The 23181-nt window shown below is 65.5% G+C and carries 23 protein-coding genes, 1 tRNA gene and 1 pseudogene; 12 read left to right on the top strand and 13 right to left on the bottom strand.

Annotated features, from left to right (window positions below; translation table 11 throughout):
* Positions 1–67 precede the first annotated feature (67 nt).
* Positions 68–2092 carry a TonB-dependent receptor gene (locus ASE95_RS05615; protein WP_200918740.1) on the top strand — a complete coding sequence of 675 codons (2025 nt, stop codon included), beginning with the start codon at positions 68–70 and terminating at the stop codon, positions 2090–2092.
* Here the strand turns inward: ASE95_RS05615 and ASE95_RS05610 are convergent.
* On the bottom strand, positions 2002–2526 hold the full coding sequence (locus ASE95_RS05610; protein WP_156347885.1) for a hypothetical protein: 525 nt from the start codon (positions 2524–2526) through the stop codon (positions 2002–2004). The two genes, ASE95_RS05615 and ASE95_RS05610, sit on opposite strands and share 91 nt — an antisense overlap.
* Positions 2527–2568: 42 nt before the next feature.
* On the opposite strand from ASE95_RS05610, the pseudogene ASE95_RS18215 reads away from it, so the two are divergent.
* Both ASE95_RS18215 and ASE95_RS05605 read left to right on the top strand, forming a co-directional pair.
* A pseudogene (locus ASE95_RS18215) lies at positions 2569–2717 on the top strand (integrase core domain-containing protein); the annotation flags it as partial.
* A 246-nt stretch (positions 2718–2963) separates the two neighbouring features.
* Positions 2964–3329 (top strand): hypothetical protein, encoded by a 366-nt coding sequence (locus ASE95_RS05605; protein ID WP_156347884.1) that lies wholly within the window; start codon positions 2964–2966, stop codon positions 3327–3329.
* A gap of 22 nt (positions 3330–3351) precedes the next feature.
* Here ASE95_RS05605 and ASE95_RS17560 read toward each other — a convergent pair whose 3' ends face one another.
* The 3 genes from ASE95_RS17560 to ASE95_RS05595 are packed head-to-tail and all read right to left on the bottom strand — an operon-like array spanning position 3352 to position 5813.
* A complete protein-coding gene (locus ASE95_RS17560; protein ID WP_156347883.1) occupies positions 3352–4065 on the bottom strand; it encodes a hypothetical protein in 714 nt (237 codons plus the stop codon).
* Positions 4062–4853 (bottom strand): metallophosphoesterase, encoded by a 792-nt coding sequence (locus tag ASE95_RS05600; protein ID WP_082449562.1) that lies wholly within the window; start codon positions 4851–4853, stop codon positions 4062–4064. The genes ASE95_RS17560 and ASE95_RS05600 overlap by 4 nt, the downstream gene beginning before the upstream one ends.
* A gap of 24 nt (positions 4854–4877) precedes the next feature.
* Positions 4878–5813, bottom strand: a complete 936-nt coding sequence (locus ASE95_RS05595; protein WP_056632492.1) for a hypothetical protein — start codon at positions 5811–5813, stop codon at positions 4878–4880.
* 158 nt (positions 5814–5971) lie between these two features.
* Between ASE95_RS05595 and ASE95_RS05590 the strand changes: the two genes are divergently transcribed.
* A complete protein-coding gene (locus ASE95_RS05590) occupies positions 5972–6154 on the top strand; it encodes an IS3 family transposase (RefSeq protein WP_082449561.1) in 183 nt (60 codons plus the stop codon).
* A gap of 330 nt (positions 6155–6484) precedes the next feature.
* On the opposite strand, the gene ASE95_RS05585 is transcribed toward ASE95_RS05590, so the two are convergent.
* A tRNA-Ala gene (locus tag ASE95_RS05585) sits at positions 6485–6560 on the bottom strand.
* A gap of 238 nt (positions 6561–6798) precedes the next feature.
* Between ASE95_RS05585 and ASE95_RS05580 the strand changes: the two genes are divergently transcribed.
* Positions 6799–8139 carry a DUF2171 domain-containing protein gene (locus tag ASE95_RS05580; protein ID WP_056632488.1) on the top strand — a complete coding sequence of 447 codons (1341 nt, stop codon included), beginning with the start codon at positions 6799–6801 and terminating at the stop codon, positions 8137–8139.
* A gap of 83 nt (positions 8140–8222) precedes the next feature.
* Here ASE95_RS05580 and ASE95_RS05575 read toward each other — a convergent pair whose 3' ends face one another.
* The gene (locus ASE95_RS05575) at positions 8223–9293 is read right to left on the bottom strand and encodes an acyltransferase family protein (RefSeq protein WP_056632486.1); all 1071 of its coding nucleotides are present in this window, start codon (positions 9291–9293) and stop codon (positions 8223–8225) included.
* 146 nt (positions 9294–9439) lie between these two features.
* The gene (gene ypfJ / locus ASE95_RS05570; protein ID WP_056632483.1) at positions 9440–10357 is read right to left on the bottom strand and encodes a KPN_02809 family neutral zinc metallopeptidase; all 918 of its coding nucleotides are present in this window, start codon (positions 10355–10357) and stop codon (positions 9440–9442) included.
* 125 nt (positions 10358–10482) lie between these two features.
* On the opposite strand from ypfJ, the gene ASE95_RS05565 reads away from it, so the two are divergent.
* Both ASE95_RS05565 and ASE95_RS05560 read left to right on the top strand, forming a co-directional pair.
* On the top strand, positions 10483–11268 hold the full coding sequence (locus ASE95_RS05565; protein WP_056632480.1) for a 3-hydroxybutyrate dehydrogenase: 786 nt from the start codon (positions 10483–10485) through the stop codon (positions 11266–11268).
* On the top strand, positions 11265–11888 hold the full coding sequence (locus ASE95_RS05560; protein WP_056632477.1) for a DUF4893 domain-containing protein: 624 nt from the start codon (positions 11265–11267) through the stop codon (positions 11886–11888). The genes ASE95_RS05565 and ASE95_RS05560 overlap by 4 nt, the downstream gene beginning before the upstream one ends.
* A gap of 49 nt (positions 11889–11937) precedes the next feature.
* Here ASE95_RS05560 and ASE95_RS05555 read toward each other — a convergent pair whose 3' ends face one another.
* From ASE95_RS05555 to ASE95_RS05545, 3 genes are read right to left on the bottom strand one after another with little or no spacing between them, the layout of a single operon-like run.
* On the bottom strand, positions 11938–12576 hold the full coding sequence (locus tag ASE95_RS05555) for a hypothetical protein (RefSeq protein WP_056632474.1): 639 nt from the start codon (positions 12574–12576) through the stop codon (positions 11938–11940).
* Positions 12569–13510 (bottom strand): aldo/keto reductase, encoded by a 942-nt coding sequence (locus ASE95_RS05550; RefSeq protein WP_056632472.1) that lies wholly within the window; start codon positions 13508–13510, stop codon positions 12569–12571. Before ASE95_RS05550 ends, ASE95_RS05555 begins: the two co-directional genes overlap by 8 nt.
* Positions 13511–13565: 55 nt before the next feature.
* Positions 13566–13862 (bottom strand): hypothetical protein, encoded by a 297-nt coding sequence (locus tag ASE95_RS05545; RefSeq protein ID WP_056632469.1) that lies wholly within the window; start codon positions 13860–13862, stop codon positions 13566–13568.
* A 127-nt stretch (positions 13863–13989) separates the two neighbouring features.
* Between ASE95_RS05545 and ASE95_RS05540 the strand changes: the two genes are divergently transcribed.
* The 5 genes from ASE95_RS05540 to metH all read left to right on the top strand — a co-directional run bounded on the left by ASE95_RS05540 (position 13990) and on the right by metH (position 19920).
* Positions 13990–14928, top strand: a complete 939-nt coding sequence (locus ASE95_RS05540; RefSeq protein WP_056632466.1) for an ArsR/SmtB family transcription factor — start codon at positions 13990–13992, stop codon at positions 14926–14928.
* Entirely contained in the window at positions 14925–15893 is a 969-nt protein-coding gene (gene metF / locus ASE95_RS05535; RefSeq protein ID WP_056632464.1) for a methylenetetrahydrofolate reductase [NAD(P)H], read from the top strand. The genes ASE95_RS05540 and metF overlap by 4 nt, the downstream gene beginning before the upstream one ends.
* 81 nt (positions 15894–15974) lie before the next feature.
* Positions 15975–17021 carry a homocysteine S-methyltransferase family protein gene (locus tag ASE95_RS05530; protein WP_056632461.1) on the top strand — a complete coding sequence of 349 codons (1047 nt, stop codon included), beginning with the start codon at positions 15975–15977 and terminating at the stop codon, positions 17019–17021.
* Positions 17018–17248: a hypothetical protein gene (locus tag ASE95_RS05525; RefSeq protein ID WP_022687539.1), complete on the top strand. Its 231-nt coding sequence runs from the start codon at positions 17018–17020 to the stop codon at positions 17246–17248. The genes ASE95_RS05530 and ASE95_RS05525 overlap by 4 nt, the downstream gene beginning before the upstream one ends.
* Positions 17245–19920 carry a methionine synthase gene (gene metH / locus ASE95_RS05520; protein WP_056632458.1) on the top strand — a complete coding sequence of 892 codons (2676 nt, stop codon included), beginning with the start codon at positions 17245–17247 and terminating at the stop codon, positions 19918–19920. Before ASE95_RS05525 ends, metH begins: the two co-directional genes overlap by 4 nt.
* Before the next feature lie 116 nt (positions 19921–20036).
* On the opposite strand, the gene ASE95_RS05515 is transcribed toward metH, so the two are convergent.
* Genes ASE95_RS05515 through ASE95_RS05505 form a run of 3 tightly spaced genes read right to left on the bottom strand, consistent with a single transcriptional unit; the run spans position 20037 to position 23085 of the window.
* Positions 20037–21065, bottom strand: coding sequence for a sensor histidine kinase (locus ASE95_RS05515; protein ID WP_056632454.1), 1029 nt, complete (start codon positions 21063–21065; stop codon positions 20037–20039).
* Between the two features lie 2 nt (positions 21066–21067).
* The gene (locus tag ASE95_RS05510; RefSeq protein ID WP_056632452.1) at positions 21068–21517 is read right to left on the bottom strand and encodes a response regulator; all 450 of its coding nucleotides are present in this window, start codon (positions 21515–21517) and stop codon (positions 21068–21070) included.
* Positions 21514–23085: a sensor histidine kinase gene (locus ASE95_RS05505; RefSeq protein WP_235528197.1), complete on the bottom strand. Its 1572-nt coding sequence runs from the start codon at positions 23083–23085 to the stop codon at positions 21514–21516. The genes ASE95_RS05510 and ASE95_RS05505 overlap by 4 nt, the downstream gene beginning before the upstream one ends.
* Between the last annotated feature and the right edge of the window lie 96 nt (positions 23086–23181).

Genomic DNA, 23181 nt, shown 5'->3' with positions numbered 1-23181 from the left:
CGGCGGCATCACGCCGACCATCGTCGGCGATTACGCCGCCATCTTCCAAGGTACATCCATGTCTCGCATGAAGTTGTTGACGGGCGTCGCCGCGTCCTTCCTGACCACCCTCCCGGCCATCGCGCAGGATCGTTCGCCGGAATCCGATGATCGAACCCGCCCCGATACGCAGGTCGCGATCGGCTCCGGCGACATCGTCGTCACCGCTGGTTCGATGGCGCGGTCGACCGCCAACGTGCTGACCTCCGTCGACGTGCTCGGCGGCGACGTGGCGCAACGCCAGAATGTCGACAACGCGTGGGAGCTGTTCGCACGGCTGCCGGGCGTGGTGCTCACCGACTATAATCAGGGAACGACGTCGGGCCGGTTCTCGATCCGCGGGTTCAATGGCGAGGGTGAGATCAACGCGGTCAAGCTGCTGATCGACGGCGTTCCCGCCAACGACAATGCCGGGCGCATGGATTTCATCGACCTGATCTCTCCGCTCGACATCGCCTCGGTCGAACTGGTGAGGGGAACATCCGACCCGCGCTGGGGTCTGCATGCGATCGCAGGCAGCGCGAACATCAAGACGCGCACCGGCGGCACCTACATCGATGCGCGCGCGATCGGCGGGGCGTTCGGCACCTATGACGCGCAAGTGTCCGCAGGGGTAGAGGCGGGCGGACTCAGCCAGAACTACCTGCTCGGCTATCGGCGCTCGCATGGCTATCGCGAACATGCCGACCTCGAACGGCTGAACTTCGCGGGCAAGTGGTTCTACGACTTCGGCCCGGCGCGGCTCGGGCTGACCGTCCGTCACGGCCGCGCGGATGCGGAGGAGCCCGGCTATCTCACCGATGCCGACGCGAGCACGGATCGACGGCGCTCCTACGCGGTGTCGGAGACGGATGGCGGCATCCGCGAGCTGTCGCAATACAGCCTGCACCTCGATGCCGATCTGACGTCGCGCGTTTCGTTGACCGCGGTCGGCTACGCCAACAGTATCGACGACAATCGCTACGTTCGCTTTTCCGCCAACGTCGCGCAGCAGCAGCGGCTGACCGATGAGCAGCAATATGGCATCGTCACCGGATTGCACTGGCATGCCGCCGACTGGCTGATGGCGGAGGTGGGCGGCGACGTGCAATGGCAGCACAATCGCAGCCTGCGCTGGACGACCAATCGGCGTACGATCATCGCGGCGACGCGCGATCAGGATTTCGACCTGACGGTGGGCGGCGGCTACGTGCAGGCGATCGTGACGCCGCTAGGTTGGCTGACGATCACCCCGGCATGGCGGATCGATCGCGTCGGCGGCAGTTACACCAACCGGCTGAACGGTCGCGACTATCCGCTGAACGACTATGGCACAATCAGCCAGCCCAAGCTGTCGGTGGCACTGGCACCGCTCGCCGGGCTCGCCGCGTACGCCAATTACGGCCGCACCTTCCAGATCGGGGCCGGTTCGGGTGCGTTCGTCGTGCCGCCACGGGTCCGCGACGTCGAACCATCGATCAACGAGGGGTTCGAGGCTGGGGTGAAGCTGGCGCGGGGGCGCTGGCTGACCGCGCGCGCGGCGATCTGGCAACAGACCGCAGGCGGCGAGTTGCGACGGCGGCTCAACGATCCCTCGGGCGAGTTCGACAACCTCGGCGAGACGCGCCGGCGCGGCCTCGATCTTGAGGCCAGCGTGCAACCGGTGCCGGGTCTGTCGGCATGGGCCAGCTGGTCGCACCAGAAAGCGGTCATCCGCGTCGCCGACCCGTCCGCTCCGCTGACCGCGGGTAACGAGATCGATCACGTGCCCCGCGACGTCTTTACCGCCGGGGTGGAATGGGCACCGGACACACTGCCGTGGCGCGCCTCGCTATGGGGTAACGGCCAGTCGTCCTACGAACTGGATACCGCGAACAGCCAGGGGCGCTATGGCAATTATTTTCAGGTCACCGCCGAACTTGCCTATCGCATGACCAAGGCGATCGAAGTGTCCGCGCAGGTGCGCAACCTGACGAATGACCGCTACGAATATGTCTGGTTCGACGGCACGCAGCGGCTGCACGCGCCGGCCGATCCGCGCAGCGTCTTCGGCGTGGTGCGGGCGCGCTTCTGACGTCGAAGGGGGAGGAGGTGATGGCCGGACGCGCCGAGCATCCGAACATCCACCTTCTCCTCGCCGCCGTCGGTCAGAAGCGGAAGCACCCCCGCCGACAACAGGCTGGCTTCCCAACGCACGTCGCGCGGATAGCGCGCGTCCTTGACGTAGCTGTGGTAGGGCGTGCGCACCAGGTTGGTGGCGTCGACCGTCAGCGCGATGTTGTCGTGTACATTGTAGCTGGCCGACAGGTCGAGGCGGCCGACCGCATCCGAATAGACGGTCGTGAATACGCCTCGCGCGCCGAAGCCGTCGACGTTGGCGCTGCGGTAGTTATAGGCCAGCCGCACGCTTGCCGGGCCCGGTTCGCAAAGGCCGATGACGTCGAAGCTGTACTTCGACACGCCGGGCAGCGTGTCGCGCCCGCCCGCGAAGTTCGCTGCCGCCGGCACCACCTGCTCACGTCGATATAGGTGAAATTGGCCTGCGCGCCGAACCCGCGCTGGTTCCTGTCGCTGGAGGACGCCCGGCCAAGATCGAGGCTTGGCGGCGCGGCTATGACGAGAGCTGTCCTCACACATCGCTTGGCTGGCTGACGCCAGTCGAATATGGTGCTGCCATGGCCAAGGTCGCCGCCGAATGAACGCCTGATGCTCACCCTCAACTTGGATGAGAAACCGACGGCCTCTCACCGATGCATGTGGCAGGTGATGCATGCGGAAAGACGTGGCAGGAGTTTGCGCGATTCTCAGGCTGATTAGAAGCGGGCGGGATTTTTAATTAGTGCAGCGGCCGCATAAAATAGTCTGGAATATCGCTATTATCCTCTCCATGTAGCCGGCGGCGTGAGGATAAATCGGCGTTAGATCAATTGCCCAGGGAAGCTGCAATGGGATTGTTGAGAGCATTTTGTTTGATCTCGGTTATTATGGCGGTGGTCATTGGCGGGTCGGCATACGTCAGTAGCGTGCCAATCTTTGCGCTGGCCCCGCTATGCTTCGGTGTGCTGGCCTTGATCGTAGTTCTGCCGTTTCCCGCCTATGAGCGTGTCAGACGAAGCAGGGTGATGGTCGCATGTATCTTCTACACGGCGGCTACCGCGCTCTCGTGCGGTATCGCCAACGTCAGGGATCCAAGTGACGTTACCCTTTTGATGTCCCTGCCGCCGTTGACCGGCGCCATGCTATCAGCATGGGCGTTCAAAACCCGGAGCCGAAGAAGACGTATTGGCTTCTCGAACTATTATGACGCTTAGGCGAATTGTTGTTTTTCCAAGGCTACCACTGGCGACGAAGAGCCCGTATAGCAGCGACGCTATTCCGTCGCGCCTGCGCCGATTGATCTTCCCCGCCGGCGTCAGGAGAAGTGGGTGATGCATCGCTTGTTTGGTCAACATAAACTTTGACATGCTGTAGCGGAAGCGTCGTAAAATTCTGCGCCAGATCGGTTGCGGGCCGGGCTTCGAGCTTTCCTTGACTTTCCAACAAGACCGGCGTGCTGAACTTGCCTTCAGAATCCGCAACGGCGGTCGCTGGGTAGCTTCGTCGTGACTGGACTTTCGATCGTGACCTGAGCGCCGATCGACCGTGTCTGCTGTCCTGGCTTGCTCCGCCCGCTCCTTGGATAATGCGAGAACCCGCAGCAAGCACGGTTGCAGATTTGGCGTCGCCGATGGTTGCCGCAGAGGCCGGGTGACTTGCTGGCGCCTTGTCTGCGCGTAGCTGGGGCGTGGAAGGTACTGGAACGGCGTCGACTAGTTCTTTGCCGGGCGAATGGTACATCAGAAAGGCGGTGGTTCCCAGCATGGCGATGAAGAACGACACACCAATCGTCGCCGATGCTCGGGGCGATCGTAATGCGCTCGTGAGGGTATTTCGCGCCCGATGAGGTGGATGGTCGATCAAGGGCGGATCTGCGCGGTCGCGCAAGCGAAGGATCGCCGCTAGATCGGCGTTCAACCGATCATCTTCAAAGGCGCGGGGAATGTTCATCGTGGCCGGCCCAAGAAGCGGTCGCTAGACAGCGGCACGAAGTCATCGTGTCCATATGTGTCGGCAAAGCAGACATCACCCCGTTCGATCCTTATGGCGGTCAGGCGGTCGGTTCGAAAAGCGCCGGTGTCGATGCCGATGCGGTTTGCTCGCACATCGGGCCCATCGTCCGTGATCGAATGCCCGTGCACCACCGTCACGCCATGATCCAGTTCAGACTCGAGGAAATCATCGGTGATCCAAAGCATGTCGCCAGGATCTTGTTGCCCAAGCGGTATAGCGGGCCTGATACCGGCATGTACGAATACGAAGCTGTCGTGCTGGGAGTAGAGTGGCAGTTGGTCAAGCCACGTCAGCACCGCAGGACCGACCCTTCTGGCCGCCCTGCGCAGATCGGATTTGGTGGCGTCCGCGGTGACGGCAGCCAGGTCCACACCCCAGCTGATCAGCGTCTCCCGGCCGCCGAACTCCAGCCATGCGCGATAGGTTTTCAGATCACCGTCCAACGCCTGTACCATCATTTCCTCATGATTGCCCTTCAAAACCACGAAGCGATCGCTTGCGGCGGTCAGCTTCATGCACCCATGCACCATCGCCGCGCCATCGGCGCCACGATCGATGATGTCGCCCAGAAGGATGATCTTCGCCGCGCCCGACGACCTGACTTCGTGGTCGCGGCCGATGCGTCCGATCAGCTTGGTAAACAGGTCGAGACGACCATGCACGTCACCGATTGCGTAGACGCGCTCGATCCTTTCGTCTGGAAGGTCACGTTGCATGGCGATCATCCACTATTTTCGTACAGGCGCACACTAAATCCCGGTGCGCGGGCCAAGTCCGATCGAAAGCGCGGCTCCGCCCGAGATCGCGGCGGCACCGCGCGATAGGCCGGTGGTGAGAAAGCCGGTCAGGCGAAGTGGTGTTCCCGCAAGCCGTTGCGACACGCCCGCGAACAACTCGTGCGCCGCGGAGACCTGTCGTGTCGCGGCGCTCGAATAATGGTAGGAACCGACGAGGAACGCCCCGCTGCCAAGCGCGATCGACGCGCCCGTCGAGGCAGCCGGTCCGTCACGAAGGGTGAAAGCGTTCGTGTCGCCCAGGAACCGATAGGTAAACGAGGCAAAAGGCGTCACTGCGCCTAACGGCACGGACACGTCAGCCCCTACAGCGTAATCGTTTGCGCCGCTGGAGAGGCCGCTACTGCTGCTGGCGGTGTTGATTTTGGCGCGCCCGGAAAGCTCGACCTCAAGCCGCGAACCCGCCGGCGCGATCGTGTAAGCGGCTCCGAGCGTCAGGTCGCCAAATCCCTCTGCTGTTCGTTTCGTGGCCGACGTATTGGGCGCGACCAGTACCGGCGTCGCATCGATGCCGGTGAAGATCGTCGACCGGCTGCGGATCTGCATCCACGGCAAGGAGGCGGACACGGTCAGGTTCTCGACATGAACCCGGGCGCTCAGCGCGGAGCTCCAAATGGTGGTGGTAGAGTTCGTCCCGAACTTTCCGGCACCGTACAGCGTGCCCAACGACAGGTCGAGGCTCGTATCGTTGCCGCCGAGCCGCTCCATCGCTTGCGGGACGCTGCTCGCCGAGACGGTTGCCGTCGCGCTCGATGGAGAGATCGCGCTGTCGCCTTCGAAACTCGCCTTCTGCCAGGAAGGGCGATCGCCGGAGGGGCGATCCTGAGCCAACGCCGGAGCCGCGACGAACGCGGTCAGTGCGACCGCCCCAAGTAGCGTTTCGTTCTTCATGCCACCTCCTCTTCGCTACGGTAGCATGGCCATCGCGACAGCAAGCCTGCCGGAGAGCGGCAAGCTTCCTCTAAACGTACGATTTGTCGCGGGTATCCATCACGTCGTCAGCACGTCGCCGCTGTTGTTCTGTTTGGTTGGCACGTTGATGCAACGCCATGGCCGAGACGTTCTTCAAGGCCATCGAACCCGAACTGGTCTGGCGCACCGTCTTCTACGCCCGTAACGAGGCAGGCCAAGCCATTGCCCGCTGCATCGACGCCTTCTACAATCCGGTCCGGCGCCACTGCGGGCTCGACCACATCAGTCCAGCGCAGTTCGAACGAACCGCGTCATGCTGAACACGTGCCTCTCCACCTGTTCGGGACAGGTCCAGTCAATCTTCGCGGTGATTTGGCTGTCCCAATCCGGAAAGGTGCCTGCGGTCTGATCAACCGTACGCCGGGCGGGATCCTGCAATGGCCACGCCGCCCGTTCGATCTGGTGCGAGTGGCTTGGTGAAGCTCAAGCGGCACGACCCGGCGCGACTGTCCCGGCGCGAATGTTAACTGCTGTCGATCCGATCGCGGTACGCCCACCGGTCTGCAGCACCCTGCTCTGAATGTAACAAGCGATCGTAAAATTCGCCGGGTTGTCACGGATCAACTGCGGTTCGGCAGCTTGCGGGCGGGTGGTGGAGCTGAGGGGAATCGAACCCCTGACCTCTGCAGTGCGATTGCAGCGCTCTCCCATCTGAGCTACAGCCCCGCCCGCCAAGCCCGGCAGATGCCGGGAGCGCCGCCCTTAACCGCGATCGTCGGGCGACGCAACCGCCGAGGCTGGCCGCATCATCACTTTTTAATGTCGACCGAGCGGGGCGCAGCGCGACGAAAGTCCGTTAAGTCCCCGTAACGACAGGAACGATTGCGCCAGATCAGCTTTCCTAAGCGTACCGTCGTGACGCCGCAAAGCGGAGCGCGACTGTGTTGGACGCAGGAGAAACATCATGGGCTACGAACGCTACCCGCGCGGGACCAACCCGCAGGACGACTATTACGGTCGCAGCGAGACTCAGGATTACGGCCGCGATTATGGCTCCGGCCGTCAAGGCAGCTATTCCAGCGCCCGCGATTACGCGGCGGCTGGGGCGTTCGACCGCGACGACGATCGCGGTGCGCGTGGTGGGCGCGATCGATACGGCCAGCGCGACAGCTACGCGCAAAGCGACAACCGCAGCCAGCGCGAAGGATATGGGCAGCAGCGGGGCGGCTTCGGCAGCTACGACCGTGACGACGAGCGCGGCTATCGCAGCCAGCGGGACGACGATCGCGGCGGGTACGGCCAGCGTTCGGGCAATTACGGCGTCCAGCGCGGCGGCCAGTCGGGCGGCGGTTACGGCGAGCAGCGGTACGGCGGCTATGGTGCCCAGCAATATGGTCAGTCGCGGCCGGGCCGGGACAGCGAATATCACGGCAGCTATGCCTCCGATGGGCGGCGGTTCGAGGATGTCGGTTCCCGGCGGCATGCTGACGACGACAATTATCGTGGCGGACGTGAGGGCGGCCGGCACCGCGATCGCGGCGATTACGGGCGGCAGCCGCAAGGCTATGACTATGAGGACCGTGGCTTCCTGGCGCGGGCGGGCGACGAGGTCCGCAGTTGGTTCGGCGATGAGGATGCCGAACGGCGCCGCGAGGCGGACAGCCGCTACGACGACCGTTATTACCAGCAGCAGGGCGGGCGCGACCGCGACGGCGATTACCACAGCTGGCGTTCTGGCCAGATCGCGGCACTCGACCGCGACTACGACGAGTATCGGCAGGAAAACCGGAGCCGGTTCGAGAACGAGTTCTCGTCGTTCCGCAGTGAGCGCCAGACGCAGCGCGCATCGCTGGAGAAGGTGAAGGAGCATGACGAAGTGCTCGGCTCCGACGGCAGCCACGTCGGCACCGTCGACAAGGTGCGTGGCGACCGTATCCTGCTGACCAAGACCGACCGCGATGCCGGCGGACAGCACCACTCGATCCCGTCGCGTTGGATCACGTCGGTCGAGGACAAGAAGGTGACGTTGTCCAAAACCGCTGACGAGGCCAAGCGCCACTGGCGCAACGAGGAGGAGAATCAGGCGCTGTTCGGTTACGGCGACAACGAGCGCGGCGCGTCGCAGCGGTCAGGCAACTCGACCGGCTATGGCAGCCAGGCGGGATCGTCGAGCGCGTCCGGTAGCACTGGCGCGGGAACAGGTTCAACTGCGAGCAGCGGGACGTCCACGGGCGCGTCGACCTCAAGCACCGACACGACGGGGAAGGATACGAACCTGAACAGCAGCTTCTCCGGCACGTATTGAGCCGGTGACGCCCACTCCGCTCTCGCGGCGTAGTTGTCGTGAGGAAGCCCCGGGCCGCAAGGCTCGGGGTTTTCGTGCCAGGGTTAGCCGGCCAGTGCGGGATGCGGGTTGCCGGACCGCTCGATGTACGGGCGCAGGCGCTTGACGTACCTGGCGATCGGCATCTCGACGAGGCGGTGGACGATATAGCCAAGTATCAGCGAGGCGCAGAAGAGCGCGGCGAGATAGAGCGCCGTGACGGCGGGTAGATGCGCCTTTCGCCAGATGGCGGTGGTGATGTTGAGCGCGAATGGATGGCTGAGGTAGATCGCATAGGACGCGTCGCCGATCATCGCAGGCAGCCGTGCCGATGCACGCTGGGCCGAAAGAACGGCAACCGCGACGATTGCCAACGATGGCAGGCCGCTGACGACGAACCGCGGCGCCTCGGGGATTAGCAACGGGAAGAACAACGTCGCGGCGATGCCGATCGCTGCCACGGCAATCGCAGCCGGCATGTTCATCCGTCGGCCGGTCAGGAAAAGTCCGGCGAGGGCCATGCCCATGACGAATTCGAGGATGATCGATTTGCTCCAGAACGACAGCGCCCCGTGCGGGGCGTAGGAGCCGAAGATCGCGAGCAGAACGAACAGGCCGCTGACGATAAAGGGTGCCCGATGGCGTCCTGCAAAGAGCGCCAACGCAAAGACGCTGTAAAAGAAGAACTCGTAATTGAGCGTCCAGCCCAATCCCAGCACCGGGTGCAGCATGCCGTCCGGCCGTTCGGACGGAATGAACAGGAACGACGACACGACGTGCCATGCAGATCCCAGTCCCTTGTTTACACTGCCGGGGTTGGCGAGTGCCGCTGCGATCATCAGCAACGTGAACAACCAGTATAGGGGCGCTACCCGTTGCAGGCGGCGCAGGAAGAAAGTGCCGGGCCGCACCTCGTCGCTTTTGTCGCTACCGGTGATATACACCATGATAAATCCGCTGATGACGAAGAAGATATCCACACCATTGCCGAGCGACGTCTTGTTGAAAAAGCTGGTTTCGGCGATGCCGGCGATCGGATGATTGTGCGTCTGGTCGAACGCGTGCTGGGCGACGACCATGGCCGCAGCCAGGCCGCGCGCGACCTGCACGTTCGGTAACAGAATTGCCTTGGCCATTGTCGCGCATCCCCGGAATCGTAGGCTTCCATGATGCGCAACCCTGTTTCAGGGAAGTGTTTTTATTTACATTATCGTTACGCCGAACCAACGGTGACGATGTTGGCTCGGCGTGATGAGCGAATACGATTCCGGTATGTGCGATACTATATTTGCCCCGAGAAGGTGTCACAGGCCGCTGGATTACCATTGCTTTCCATGCCCTTGCGCAACCATTCCTGACGTTGTGCCGATGTGCCGTGGGTGAAGCTGTCGGGGACGACGCGACCCTGTGCCTGACGTTGCAGCGTGTCGTCGCCGATCGCCTGCGCCGCGCGCATCCCCTCCTCCACGTCACCCGGATCGAGACGGTCGCGGTTCAGGGAGGCCCAGACGCCGGCGTAGCAATCGGCCTGAAGCTCGAGCCGCACCGACAATGCATTGCCTTCCGCTTCGCCCGCGCGGCGCTGTGCCTGCTGCACCTGCGACGAGGTGCCGAGCAGATTCTGAATGTGATGGCCGAATTCGTGCGCGATCACGTAATATTGCGCGAAGTCACCGCCAGCCTTGTACTTGCTGGATAGTTCATCGAAGAAGCTCGTGTCGAGGTATATGCCGCGGTCGGTGGGGCAATAGAACGGCCCCATTGCTGACATTGCCGAGCCGCAACCTGACTCGCCGCTGCCGGTGAAGAATTGCAATTTCGGCGGGCTGAACGACTGACTCTCGCTCGCGAAGATTTTCTCCCACGTATTCTGCGCATTGCTGAACGCGCGGCAGGTATCGCGACGGGCAGGCGAGGCATCACAGACCTGTTGGATCGTCTCTCGCGATGGTGGGCTGCCGACCTGCGGTACGCTGCTGCCGCCGGTGCCGCCGCCGAGCATCCCGCCAAGATTGCCGAGGCCGCCGAATACCGCCAGCAGGATCAGCACGACGACCACCCCGCCACAGCCGAAGCGGCTGCCGATCATCGGCAACAGGCCGAGCAGCAAGCCGCCGCCGCCACCACCACCGCCAAGCCCACCGCCACCGCCGCGCGCTTCACCGACGTTGATATCATTGTCGTAATCGTCGAGCCGCATGGTTGGTCTCCCCCGAAACGCAGGTCGTTGCCGATACGGCATGAATGCGCGCCACGCCGTGCGGGTTGCAACGTCCGGCGCGCACGGCGATGGAGAGACGACGATCACGATACCGGAGGCCGAAAATGTTCCTGAAGGGCAAGAGCGCGATCGTGACGGGATCGACGTCGGGCATCGGGCTGGCGGTGGCGCGCGCGCTGGCCGACGCGGGTGCGCACGTGATGCTGAACGGGCTGGGCGAGGCGGATGCGGTCGAGGAGGCGCGCGCAAGCGTCGCCGCGCTGGGCGCGGGCGAGGCGCTGTACGATGCGGCGGATATGACCGATCCGGCGGCAATCGCGACGATGGTCGCGCGCGCGCATTCGGCATGGGGCGGGCCGGACATCCTGATCAATAACGCCGGTATCCAGCATGTGTGCGGCGTGGCGGATTTTCCGGTCGGGAAGTGGGACGCGATCATCGCGATCAACCTGTCGAGCGCGTTCCACGCGATGCGCGCCGCGATCCCGCACATGCGCGCACGCGGCTGGGGCCGTATCGTCTCCACCGCGTCGGCGCACAGCCAGGTCGCGAGTCCCAACAAATCGGCCTATGTCGCGGCCAAGCACGGGCTGGTCGGGCTGACCAAGACCGTGGCGCTGGAGACGGCAACCGACGGGATCACCGCGAACTGCATCTCGCCCGGCTATGTATGGACGCCACTGGTCGAAAAGCAGATCCCGGATACGATGACGGCGCGCGGGCTGACGCGCGAGCAGGTGATCGACGACGTGCTGCTGGCCGCGCAGCCCACCAAGGAATTCGTGACGCCGGAACAGGTCGCCGCACTGGCGCTGTTCCTTTGTCGGGATGAGGCCAAGGCGATCACCGGTGCGAACCTTTCGGTCGATGGTGGCTGGACCGCCGCGTGAAGCGCGCGGCGGGCGCGCTGTTCCTATGTCTGGCGGTATGCGGAGGCGGGGCGGCGGCGACGTTGCCATTGGGGGCCGGCACCGCTGAATCGTGGCGCATGCGGGCGACCCCCGCGGACCGTGCGCGGATGCGGCGCTGGCGTGACGCATGGACGCAAGCGTTGGCGCAGGCGGACGGCGCTGAACTGGCCGGTCAGGGCGCGCTGTTCACGATCGAGGCGGCGCTGGCCGATCCGGTGCCGCCGGCCGGGGCGTATCGCTGTCGCACGTTCAGGCTGGGGGTGAAGCCGCCCGTTGAGCCGGGTGTGGGCGGGTTCGTCACCTACCCATGGTTCGACTGTCGCATCACGCCCTCCGCGCAGGGCGAGGTGCGGCTGGTGAAGCTGAACGGATCGCAGCGGCAGGTTGGAACGATCTACCCTGCGGAAGGGGATCGCGCGGCGTTGCTGGGCACGCTGATGCTGGGGGATGAGGCGCGTGCCTATCGATATGGCGCCGACCGGACCCGCGACGTGGCGGGCTGGGTCGAGCGGATCGAATCGCAGCGGTGGAGGGTGGCGATGCCCTATCCGGCATTCGAATCGACGCTGGACGTGCTGGAACTGGTGCCGGCCGGGTAGGGGCGTTGGCGCGGAAGTCACGCGGACGGCGTGGCACGGACGGCACGGATCATTCGTCCTTCTTGCCCGGCATGGTGCCGGGGGTGGAGATCGGCGCGTCGATCGGAACGGCACCGTTCAGGGGGGGCAGCGTGGCGAGAAACTCCTTGCCGGTGCGGTCGATCACCGTCACCGCCTGCGGCTGCGCGGCGATGACCGCGCGCAGATAGCTGCTGGGTTTCTTCATGAGTTTGGGGAATTCGACGATCGTCAGGCCGGAACGTCGCGCCGCCTCGCGCACGAAGGTGACGCAATTGCGCTTGCCGAGGTTGTAGGTGGCATCGCCGGTGCGTTCGTCCCATTCGCGCACCAGCGACAGGATCGCGGCATATTGCGCATCGGTGAGGGTGCGGGCGAAACGGACGTGGCTGCCCGCGATGTAACCGGGCTTCGGCCGCTCGACCCTGCCCTTTACGTTGCCGAACAGCAACGCAGGGCTGAGCGATTTTGCGGTAAAGCCGTAGCTGGCGTCCACTGGCGCTCCTCCGGCGTCGGGCGTGCCGCGCAGCATGAAAAACGCATGCGGGAAGTAATTGCCGAAGTCGCGGCTCCAGAAAGTGATCGTAATCGAGGCGTGCGCGGGTGACGCGGCGAAGGCGGTGACGACCAGCGCCAGCCGCAACACCCACCGCCGCGCCGCGTCAGGCACCGGCGACGGTCAGCCGTTCGAGTTGCAGGTCGCTCAGCCGCAGATCGACCGCGCCGAGCAGTTCCCCGACCTGCCGTGCCGACGTGGCGCTGGCGATCGGGGCAGTGACGCCGGGCTGGGCGATCAGCCATGCGAGCGCGATCTGTGCCAACGTCGCGCCGTTCTCCGCCGCGACCGCGTCCATCGCATCGAGTACCGCGCGCCCCTTGCCGGCGAGCAGGTCGCCCATCCGCGCGCCGCGCACGCTTTGCGACAGATCGTCGCGGGTGCGGTACTTGCCGGTCAGGAAGCCGGAGGCGAGGCCGTAATAGGGTGTCACGCCGATATTTTCGACGATGCAATAATCCTGCAACTCGCCCTCGAACGCGTGACGGCTGACGAGGTTGTATTCGGGTTGCAGCACTTGGTAATGGGGCAGCCCGGCGGCGCGCGCGACCTCGATCGCGGATTTCAGTCGGGCGGCGTGGAAGTTCGATGCGCCGAGGACGCGGACTTTGCCGGCCTGCACCAGCGTCGCGAACGCTTCGGCGACGACTTCCTGTGGCTGGCTCTCGTCATCACGGTGCGCGAAATAAAGGTCGATCCGATCGGTGCCGAGGCGGCGCAGCGACGCGTCGCATGCCGCAACGATCGCGGCGGGGGCGAGCTTTTCCTCGCCGAGCATCCCGACCTTGGTGGCGATAAGCACCTTGTCGCGATGACCGCTCGCCCTCAGCCACTCGCCGATCATCGACTCGGATTCGCCGCCGGCATGGCCGTCGACCCAGGCGGAATAGACGTCGGCGGTGTCGATCATCGTGCCGCCACCCGCGACGAACGCATCGAGCACCGCGAAGGACGCGGCACGGTCGGCGGTCCAGCCGAACACGTTGCCGCCAAGCACCAGTGGCGCGATCCGCAGGTCGGAAGCGCCGAGGCGCCGCAGGTCGGTCATCGCATTTCCTTCGTTGCGGGCGGCCGCTGCGCGCGGCGGCGGCCGCCCGACCCGCTTACTTGTTGTCGCGCAGATCCTCGCCCGCGCGGACCATTGCGTTTCCGGTCGCGTCGGCGGCGCGGTCACCGCTGTTCTGCAACGTCGCGCCGGCCCGATCGAGGCTGTTCTCGGCACTGTTCAGCGCGCGATCGGTGGCAGCGTCGACGTCGTTGACGGCGTTCGAAGTGGTCGCAGAAGTGTCGGCTGCGATCGCGTTGCCTGCCTCTGCGGTTTCGTTCTGCGCACGCTCGCTGCAGGCGGCAAGGCCGAGGGCGGCGGCGGCGATCAGGCCTGTGGTCAGAACACGCTTCATTGGGTCTCTCCCCTGTTTCGTTACGCCGGCAATACTGCCGTAGCGGTCACGCGAACGAAACATCGCGGCAAAAGGGTCCATCGCAGATCCGTTGACCGCATATAAAGATATCTTTATATGTCGTGGGATGAAGCAGGCTCTCGACATCTTTCGCGCCCTTGCCGACGCGTCGCGCCTGCGGATCGTGGCGCTGCTGGGCACGATGGAATTGTCGGTGGGCGAGCTGGCACAGGTGCTGGGGCAAAGCCAGCCGCGTGTGTCGCGGCACGTAAAGATTCTGTGCGATGCCGGGATGGCCGAGCGGCGCAAGGAAGGCAGCTGGGTGTTCGTGGCGCTGGGCGACCGTGCGCGGGTCGCGCCGGTGATGGCGGCGCTGGACGCTTACGGCGTGGCGGCGGATGTCGAGGCCGATGTGGCGCGGCTGGCGGCGGTGCGCGCCGATCGTGCGGCGGCGGCGGCGGCATGGTTCGAGGCGCATGCCGGCGAATGGGATGCGATCCGGTCGCTGCATGTCGCCGAGGAGCAGGTGGAGGCGGCAATGCGCGCCGTGCTGGGCGGCGAGCCGCTGGGCCGGTTGATCGACATCGGCACCGGCACCGGGCGAATGATCGAATTGTTCGCACCGGCGGCGCATTCGGCGCTGGGCATCGACAAGAGCAGCGAGATGCTGCGGCTGGCGCGGGCGCGGATCGGCGAGCGTGCGGAGTTGCGGCAGGCGGATCTGTATGCGCTGCCGCTGGCGGACGACGGTGCGGACGTCGCCATCCTCCATCACGTCCTGCATTTCGCGCAACAGCCCGGCGCGGCGATCGCCGAGGCGGCGCGCGTGCTGGCGGGGCGCGGACGGTTGCTGATCGCCGATTTCGCGAGCCATGATCGCGAGGAATTGCGCACGCGTGCGGCGCATACCCGGCTGGGGTTCGGCGATGCGCAGATCGCGGGCTGGTTCGACGCTGCCGGGTTGACGCTGGAGCGCGTGCAGACGCTGGAAGGCGGCGAGTTGACGGTGAAATTGTGGCTGGGGCGCAAACAAGGCGTCGCGGTTCGGGAGGTGAAGGCGGCATGACGTTCTCGGTCAACCAGCTTGAGGAAGCGCGGCGTGTCCACGCCGATGGCGAGAGTGCGGTGGCGCTCGGCGCGCCCCTCTATGCCGATGTCGGCGGCGACGTGGACGTCAGCTTCGAATTTTCACCACCCAAGTCCGACAAGGCCGAGGAAAACCTGTGGCAGTCGATCGAGACTTTGTGCCCGCTGAATCCGCGTTTCCTGTCCGTGACTTACGGCGCGGGCGGATCGACACGCGACCGGACCCACGCCACCGTGGCGCGGATCGCTCGCGATACCGACGTGCCGGCGGCGGCGCATCTGACCTGTGTCGAGGCGACTCGCGAGGAGATCGACGCGGTCGCACAGGAATATTGGGCGGCGGGGGTGCGGCACATCGTCGCGCTGCGCGGCGATCCTCCCGCGGGCGCGGCGGATTACGCGCCGCATCCCGGCGGATATGAGAATGCCGCAGCGCTGGTCGCCGGGCTGAGGCGGCTGCACCCGTTCGAGATTTCGGTCGCGGCTTATCCGGAAATGCACCCCAATTCGTCGGACCTTGCCGCCGATCTCGACAATCTGAAGCGTAAGCTGGATGCCGGCGCGAACCGCGCGATCACGCAATTCTTCTTCGAGGCCGAGACGTTCTTCCGTTACCGCGATGCGGCGGCGGCGGCGGGGATCACCGCCGAGATCGTGCCGGGGATCATGCCGATCGGCAGCTTCGCGGGGGTCCAGCGGATGGCCGCGATGTGCAACACCGACGTGCCCGGCTGGCTGGCGCGGCTGTTCGAGGGGCTGGACGACCTGCCCGCCGCGCGGCAACTGGTAGCGGCGACGGTGGCGGCGGAAATGTGCCGCAAGCTGTATGCCGGCGGGGTCAAGCAGCTGCACTTCTACACGATGAACAAGGCGGAGCTGAGCTTCGCGATCTGTCACCTGCTGGGCGCGCGGGCGCGGCCGTCGCAGGGGCGGGTCGCGGCGTAAGCCGATCGTCGCTTCGGCCCGCGGGCCGGAGCCTCATGCCGTATCACAAGGAGCCCCGGCACTCACCCCGGGGGCACGCATATGACCATACGCGAGACCTTCAACGCCGAAGCGGCCAAGCGCATCCTGATCACCGACGGCGCGTTCGGCACGGAGATCCAGAACTGGAAGCTATCGGAGGCGGATTACGCCGGGCATTTGACGCTGGGCCACGACCAGAAGGGCAACAACGACATCCTGGCGCTGACCAAGCCCGAGGTTCCGGAGGCGATCCATCGTGCCTATTTCGAGGCAGGGGCGGATATCGCGGAGACCAACACGTTTTCGGCGAACCGGATCAGCCAGGCCGATTACGGCGCCGAAGGGCTGGTGCGCGAGATCAACGTCGAGAGCGCGAAGCTGGCGCGGCGGATCGCCGACGAATATCAGGCGAAGGACGGCCGCCCGCGCTTCGTGGCCGGCGCGATCGGACCGACCAACAAGACGCTGTCGCTGAGCCCCGACGTCAACGATCCAGGCTATCGCGAGATCGACTTCGATTACCTGAAGGACGTGTACCGCGAGCAGATCGACGCGCTGGTCGAGGGCGGTGCGGACTTCGTGCTGATCGAGACGGTGTTCGACACGCTGAACGCCAAGGCCGGGATCATGGCGGCGATCGAGGCGGGCGAGGCGCTGGGCCGCGACCTGCCGATCATGCTGTCGATGACGCTGACCGATCTGTCCGGGCGCAACCTGTCCGGACACACCGTCGAGGCGTTCTGGCACGCGGTGCGGCACGCCAAACCGCTGACGATCGGGCTGAACTGCTCGTTCGGTGCCGAGCAGTTGCGCCCACACGTCAAGGTGCTGAGCGAATTGTGCGACACGCTGATCATGGTCTATCCGAACGCCGGTTTGCCCAACGAACTGGGCGCGTACGACGAGGAGCCGGCGACCACCGCCGGGCTGGTCGGCGAATGGGCGTTTGCGGGGCAGGTGAACGTACTGGGCGGATGCTGCGGATCGACGCCCGCGCACATCAGGGCGATCGCCGATGGCGTGCGTGACCTTGCGCCACGCCGGGTGGCGGTGCCGCCGGTGAAGACACGGCTGGCCGGGCTCGAACCGTTCACGATGGCCGCATGACGCCCTTTGCCATCATCGCGCGGCTCAATGCCGCACGCATCCACCACACCATCACCAGCATTCGTGACGATGCGATCATGATCGATGCCGCGGTGCCGGGCGAGCGTTGGGAAATCGAGGTGTTCGAGGACGGGCACGTCGAGATCGAACGCTATACCTCTGCCGGCGAGATCGCGGGCGAAGCCGCACTCGTCGAACTGTTCGCTCGTTTCTCGGATACGCAATGACCACCAGCACCGCCACCCAGTTCGTCAACATCGGCGAGCGGACCAACGTCACCGGATCGGCGGCGTTCAAGAAGATGATCATGGCGGGCGACTATAATCGCGCGGTCGAGGTCGCGCGCCAGCAGGTCGAGAATGGCGCGCAGGTCGTGGACGTGAACATGGACGAGGGGCTGCTCGACGCGCACCATGCCATGACGACGTTCCTGAAGCTGATCGCCGCCGAACCCGATATCGCGCGGGTGCCGGTCATGATCGATTCGTCCAAGTGGGACGTGATCGAGGCCGGACTGAAATGCGTCAGCGGCAAGCCGATCGTGAACTCGATCAGCATGAAGGAGGGCGAGGAGCAATTCCTGGCCCATGCCCGCAAGTGCATGAACTATGGCGCCGCCGTCGTCGTGATGGCGTTCGACGAAGTGGGGCAGGCCGATACGCAGGCGCGCAAGGTCGAGATCTGCGCCCGCGCCTATGATCTGTTGATCGGCATCGGCTTCCCGCCGGAGGACATCATCTTCGACCCCAACGTGTTCGCGGTGGCGACGGGGATCGAGGAGCACAACAATTACGGCGTCGACTTCATCGAGGCGTGCAAGGCGATCAAGGCGCGCTGCCCGCACGTCCATATCTCCGGCGGGCTGTCGAACCTGTCGTTCAGCTTCCGCGGGAACGAGCCGGTGCGCCGCGCGATGCATTCCGTGTTCCTGTATTACGCCATCCCCGCGGGCATGGACATGGCGATCGTCAACGCCGGGCAGCTCGACGTCTATGACACGATCGACCCCGAACTGCGGCAGGCGTGCGAAGACGTCATCCTCAACCGTGACGCCGAAGCTGGCGACCGGCTGGTCGCGCTGGCGGAGAAATACCGCGGTACCGATGCGGTCGCCGAGAAGCAGGCCGCGGAATGGCGCAGCCTGCCGGTCGCCAAGCGGCTGGAATATGCGCTGGTCAAGGGCATCGACGCGCATGTGGTCGACGATACCGAGGAATGCCGCCAGCTGTTCCCGCGCCCGATCGAGGTGATCGAGGGGCCGTTGATGGACGGGATGAACGTGGTCGGCGACCTGTTCGGATCGGGCAAGATGTTCCTGCCGCAGGTCGTGAAGTCGGCGCGCGTCATGAAGAAGGCGGTTGCGCACCTGATGCCGTTCATCGAGGCCGCGAAGGAGCCGGGCGCGAAGGGCAAGGGCAAGGTCGTGATGGCGACCGTGAAGGGCGACGTTCACGATATCGGCAAGAACATCGTCGGCGTCGTGCTCCAGTGCAACGGCTTCGAGGTGATCGACCTGGGCGTGATGGTACCGTGGTCGAAGATACTGGCGGCGGCGAACGAGAACGACGCCGATATGATCGGGCTGTCGGGGCTGATCACGCCGTCGCTGGACGAGATGGTGACGGTGGCCGAGGAGATGCAGCGCGCGGAGATGCAGATGCCGCTGCTGATCGGCGGCGCGACGACCAGCAAGGTTCACACCGCGCTGCGGATCGCGCCGGCCTATACCGGCCCGGTGGTGCACGTGCTGGACGCCAGCCGCGCGGTCGGCGTGGCGACGACGCTGGTCAGCGATACGATCCGCGACAAGTATGTTGCGGGCGTCGCGGCCGATTATCAGGCGGTGCGCGACGCGCGCGAGGGCAAGGGGCAGAACAAGCTGCTGCCGCTGGACGAGGCGCGCAAGCGCGGCTTCGCGGCCGACATGGCGTTGAAGGCGGCACCGGTGAAACAGCCGGGCGTGCATGTGTTCAACGACTGGGATCTGGCCGATCTGCGGCAGTATATCGACTGGACGCCGTTCTTCCGCGCGTGGGAGCTGGCGGGCAATTACCCCGCGATCCTGACCGACGACGTGGTCGGCGAAAGCGCCACGTCGCTGTTCGCGGACGCGCAGGCGATGCTCGACCGGATCGTCGCGGAAAAGTGGCTTACCGCGCGCGGTGTCGCCGGGCTGTGGCCGTGCCATCGCCACGACGACGACGTCTGGGTTCACGACCGCCATGTGGTCGACACACGCTCGCCGGACGGTGGCAGCGTGCCAGCCGGGTTCAACCTGCCAGACCTCGACCGTCGCAACGAACATTCGACGCGACTGCCGTTCCTGCGCCAGCAGATCGCCAAGCGCGAGGGGCGCGCGAACATGTGCTTGGCCGACTTCATCGATCCGGCGGGCGACTGGATCGGCGGTTTCGCGGTCGGCATCCACGGCATCGATGCGCATATCGCGCGCTACAAGGCCGATAACGACGATTATAACGACATCCTGCTGAAGGCGCTGGCCGATCGGCTGGCGGAGGCGTTCGCCGAGGCGCTGCACGCGCACGTCCGTCATGTGCTATGGGGTTATGCGCCCGACGAGCAGCTGACGAACGACGCGCTGATCCGCGAGCAATATCGCGGCATCCGCCCGGCGCCGGGCTATCCGGCGTGCCCCGAGCATTCGCTAAAGGTGCGCTTGTTCGAGATGCTGGACGCGGAGGCGAAGGTCGGGCTGGAGCTGACCGAAAGCTTCGCAATGCTGCCGACCGCGGCGGTCAGCGGCTTCTATTTCGGACACGCGCAGGCAGAATATTTCGGCGTCGCGCGGATCGGCGAGGATCAGGTCGCCGACTACGCGCAGCGGCTGGGCGTGGAGATGAAGGACGCCACGCGGCTGTTGCGGCCGAATCTGGATTAAGGCGGGGCGTGGTTCACGGACGGCTTTGGTCGTCCGACGCCTCGTATCTCCGGAGTAGCCATAGCTTCCTTCAGCGTCCGACCGCCTCGCCGCGCCCGCCAAGACGAGGTAGGCGATCAGCCCAGGGCGGCGGCGACGGTGGCGCGGGTGCCGGTGTGTGTGCGGTCGTATTCGACGACCGAATCAAGGCTCTGCGCCATGGCGCGGATCAGACGGGTGCCCACGCCGGTGCCCTTGGGCGTGGCGTCGCCCAGCCCGATACCGTCGTCCTCCACGGTCAGCCGGAAGCGTTCGTCACCTTCGCGCGACAGTCGCACCCGCACCTCGCCACTACCCGAAGGATAGGCGTATTTGCAGGCGTTGCTGACCAGTTCGGTGACGATCACCCCGAGCGATACTGCCCGGTCGGTGGGGAGCCGTAGCGGGTCGGCGCTGAGCAACAGCGCGCGTGGCCGATCGTTGGTGGACCATGTCTTGGTCAACTCGTCGATCAGCTGGGTCAGATAGTCGAGCATGTCGACGCTTTCGACATCGTCGCCGGTGTAGAGGCGGCGGTGGACCTGGGCGATCGCGCTGATCCGCGCCTGCGTATCCTCCAGCGCCGCGCGGGCCGCCTCGTCGGTCAATGCGCTGGCCTGCATCCGCACCATCGCGGAGACCAGTTGCAGCGAGTTGGCGACGCGGTGGTTCACCTCCGCCAGCAGAGCCTCCAGCCGCGCGTTGCTGGCGCGCAGATCGTCCTCGGCACGCGCCTTCGCCCGGGCCATCTGCGCACGCGCGATGACCTGGCGGAACGTGGCATCGAGCAGATCGAAGAAGTCCTCGCCCGGCGTCTTGACGATATAGTCCGCCGCGCCGGCGCGCAGCGCGGCGAGCGCGACCTGCGTCTCCTCCGACCCGCTGACATACACCATCGCCGGTGCATCGGGCAGCGCGGAAAGCCGCGCCATCGTCTCCAGCCCGTCGATCCCCGGCATGTAGTGATCGACCGCCACGATATCGAACCGCGCATCCCGCGCCGCCGCCACGCCCGCCTCGCCACCGTCGGCGACCGTCACCGCGTAGCCGCGGCGCTCCAGCGCGCGCGACACCAGGCGGCGGATACCCGCATCGTCGTCGATATAGAGGATGCGGGGCGCGTCCATGGTCAGTGACCGTCGCCCAGATCGGGCACCTGGATGACCGACAGGAACAGTCCGAGCTGGCGAATCGCCTGCGCGAAGCTTTCGTAATTCACCGGCTTGGTGATGTAGACGTTGGCGCCGAGATCATAGCAGCGCTGGATCTCGCGACTGTCGTCGGTGGTGGTCAGGACGACGACCGGCGTGCGCTTGACCGGGCCGTCGCTGCCCTTGATGCGGGTGAGGATGTCTGTCCCGCTCATATCCGGCAGGTTGAGATCGAGCAGCACCAGCGCGGGGCCGTTCAGCTGCGGTCCGGTGGAATCATTGAAGATATAGTCGAGCGCGCTGGTGCCGTCGGTGAAATGGCGGATCGGGTTCATGATCCCTGCGCGACGGATGTTCTTCTCGATCAACCGCGCATGACCCTCGTCATCCTCGATCATCACGATGTTGACGGATTGCGGGGCGTTCATGCAGCGATTTCCTGTTTGGCTAAAACGAGCGGAAGCGAAAGGGTGAAGGTCGCACCCTGCCCGAGGGTGGAGGCGACGTCGATGTTGCCGCCGAGCCGGAAAACCAGCGCGCGGACGGTGGCGAGGCCGATGCCCTCGCCCGGACGGTCCTGCGCGCCGGAGCGGCGGAAGAGGTCGAACACGCGGGCGTGGTCGCGTGGGTCGATGCCGCGGCCGTTGTCGGCGATCATGTAGACCGCGCGATCGCGCTCGCGCCGTCCACTAACGGTGATGCGGCCGGGCACACCGGGGCGCAGGTATTTCACCGCGTTCTCGATCAGGTTCGACAGGATCTGGTCGAGCGCCAGCCGGTCGCTGACCACCACCGGCAATCTTCCCTCGACGGTCAGCGTCGTCCCGGTCTCGGTCAACCGGTGCGACAGCGTCTCACCGACCTGCCGCACCAGCGCGGCGACGTCGATCTTCTCGGGCGTCAGCGATCGGCGGCCCTGCCGCGACAATTGCAGGATCGCGTTGATGAGGCGGTCCATCTTCTGCGTCGAAGTGCGGATGAAGCCGATCGCTTCCGGCAAATCCTCACGCGCTGCCAGCCGCGCGCCGTCGGTGGCGAGCGCGGGGGCATCGGTTTCCACCCGGTCGACGAGCGCGCGCAGCTCCCCGGCGGCGGTTTCCAGCTCGGCGGTGAAGCCCATGACGTTCACTAGCGGGGAACGCAGATCGTGGCTGACGATATAGGCGAAGCGCTGGATCTCCTCGTTCGCGCGGGTCAGGTCGGCGGTGCGGGCCTGCACCATCCCTTCCAGCCCGGCGTTCATCTCGCGCAGCGCCTCGTCCGAGCGGGCGAGGTTGCGGGTGTAGGAGAGGATCGTCAGCAGCGATATGACGGCGACCACCGCCAGCAGCGCACCGGCGAGCACGATGATCGTGTAGAAGGCACGCTCGCTGGCGCGCAGTTCGGCGTCGCGCCGCGTCATCAATCGCCGCTCCACTGCGGCCATCCGGTCGAGCAGGTTGCGCACCGTCCGGATGTCGCGAATCTCCGCATCGTCGCCGAACGCGCGCAAGGCACCGCGCTGGTCGCCGCGTTCCAGCAGCGCGATCGTGTTCGCGCGCCGCTGCGTCAGGCTCGCCAGCTGGAGGCGGAGTCCCTGGAGGAAGCGACGCTGCACCGGATTGTCGCGGACCAGCCCGTCGAGGCGGGCGAGCGCGACAGGCAGCTGCGCCTGCGTGCGCCGGTAGTTGGCGAGCGTGGCAGAGCGGCTGGGAACGAGCATGTAGCCGCGACGCGCCGCCTCGCCTTCCTCGACGAGGCGGCGGACGTTCAGGACGACGTTTTCGACCTGATAGGTATGTTCGACCAGCCGGGTATGTACCTCGTTGCGCTGCATGACGCGCACTGCGGCATAGCCGACCAGCACCAGCGCGATGAACCCGAACGCCATCAGCGTGGTCATGCGGCGCGGCAACGCGCGCGTGATCGGAGTGTCGGCGGACAGATCGGCCATCGTCACTGCGTTATCGTGCGCCGCGACGTTGCGCCAGCGCGTGTTGCGGGGTTCCTCATGCATGTTGGTCGGTTCGCTGCCGTTACGATCCAGTCCGGCTTCCGCCACGTCCTACCGCGAACGGGGATGCGGGATCGATCGCGGAGCGAGGTCTGGTTC

It is taken from the genome of Sphingomonas sp. Leaf231, assembly GCF_001421995.1.
Taxonomy (GTDB): Bacteria; Pseudomonadota; Alphaproteobacteria; order Sphingomonadales; family Sphingomonadaceae; genus Sphingomonas.
Note: the sequence above shows the minus strand (reverse complement) of the source record. Positions and strands in the feature narration are given on the sequence as shown.

Coding starts and splice junctions, on each gene's coding strand:
- ASE95_RS05605 (WP_156347884.1), top strand. CDS start 2,964: ATGGGATTGTTGAGAGCATTTTGTTTGATCTCGGTTATTATGGCGGTG.
- ASE95_RS05525 (WP_022687539.1), top strand. CDS start 17,018: ATGACGCCCTTTGCCATCATCGCGCGGCTCAATGCCGCACGCATCCAC.
- ASE95_RS05590 (WP_082449561.1), top strand. CDS start 5,972: ATGGCCGAGACGTTCTTCAAGGCCATCGAACCCGAACTGGTCTGGCGC.
- ASE95_RS05565 (WP_056632480.1), top strand. CDS start 10,483: ATGTTCCTGAAGGGCAAGAGCGCGATCGTGACGGGATCGACGTCGGGC.
- ASE95_RS17560 (WP_156347883.1), bottom strand. CDS start 4,065: ATGAACATTCCCCGCGCCTTTGAAGATGATCGGTTGAACGCCGATCTA.
- ASE95_RS05505 (WP_235528197.1), bottom strand. CDS start 23,085: ATGCATGAGGAACCCCGCAACACGCGCTGGCGCAACGTCGCGGCGCAC.
- ASE95_RS05595 (WP_056632492.1), bottom strand. CDS start 5,813: ATGAAGAACGAAACGCTACTTGGGGCGGTCGCACTGACCGCGTTCGTC.
- ASE95_RS05550 (WP_056632472.1), bottom strand. CDS start 13,510: ATGACCGACCTGCGGCGCCTCGGCGCTTCCGACCTGCGGATCGCGCCA.
- ypfJ (WP_056632483.1), bottom strand. CDS start 10,357: ATGCGGCTCGACGATTACGACAATGATATCAACGTCGGTGAAGCGCGC.
- ASE95_RS05515 (WP_056632454.1), bottom strand. CDS start 21,065: ATGGACGCGCCCCGCATCCTCTATATCGACGACGATGCGGGTATCCGC.
- ASE95_RS05540 (WP_056632466.1), top strand. CDS start 13,990: ATGAAGCAGGCTCTCGACATCTTTCGCGCCCTTGCCGACGCGTCGCGC.
- ASE95_RS05530 (WP_056632461.1), top strand. CDS start 15,975: ATGACCATACGCGAGACCTTCAACGCCGAAGCGGCCAAGCGCATCCTG.
- ASE95_RS05615 (WP_200918740.1), top strand. CDS start 68: ATGAAGTTGTTGACGGGCGTCGCCGCGTCCTTCCTGACCACCCTCCCG.
- ASE95_RS05510 (WP_056632452.1), bottom strand. CDS start 21,517: ATGAACGCCCCGCAATCCGTCAACATCGTGATGATCGAGGATGACGAG.
- metH (WP_056632458.1), top strand. CDS start 17,245: ATGACCACCAGCACCGCCACCCAGTTCGTCAACATCGGCGAGCGGACC.
- ASE95_RS05600 (WP_082449562.1), bottom strand. CDS start 4,853: ATGATCGCCATGCAACGTGACCTTCCAGACGAAAGGATCGAGCGCGTC.
- metF (WP_056632464.1), top strand. CDS start 14,925: ATGACGTTCTCGGTCAACCAGCTTGAGGAAGCGCGGCGTGTCCACGCC.
- ASE95_RS05575 (WP_056632486.1), bottom strand. CDS start 9,293: ATGGCCAAGGCAATTCTGTTACCGAACGTGCAGGTCGCGCGCGGCCTG.
- ASE95_RS05580 (WP_056632488.1), top strand. CDS start 6,799: ATGGGCTACGAACGCTACCCGCGCGGGACCAACCCGCAGGACGACTAT.
- ASE95_RS05545 (WP_056632469.1), bottom strand. CDS start 13,862: ATGAAGCGTGTTCTGACCACAGGCCTGATCGCCGCCGCCGCCCTCGGC.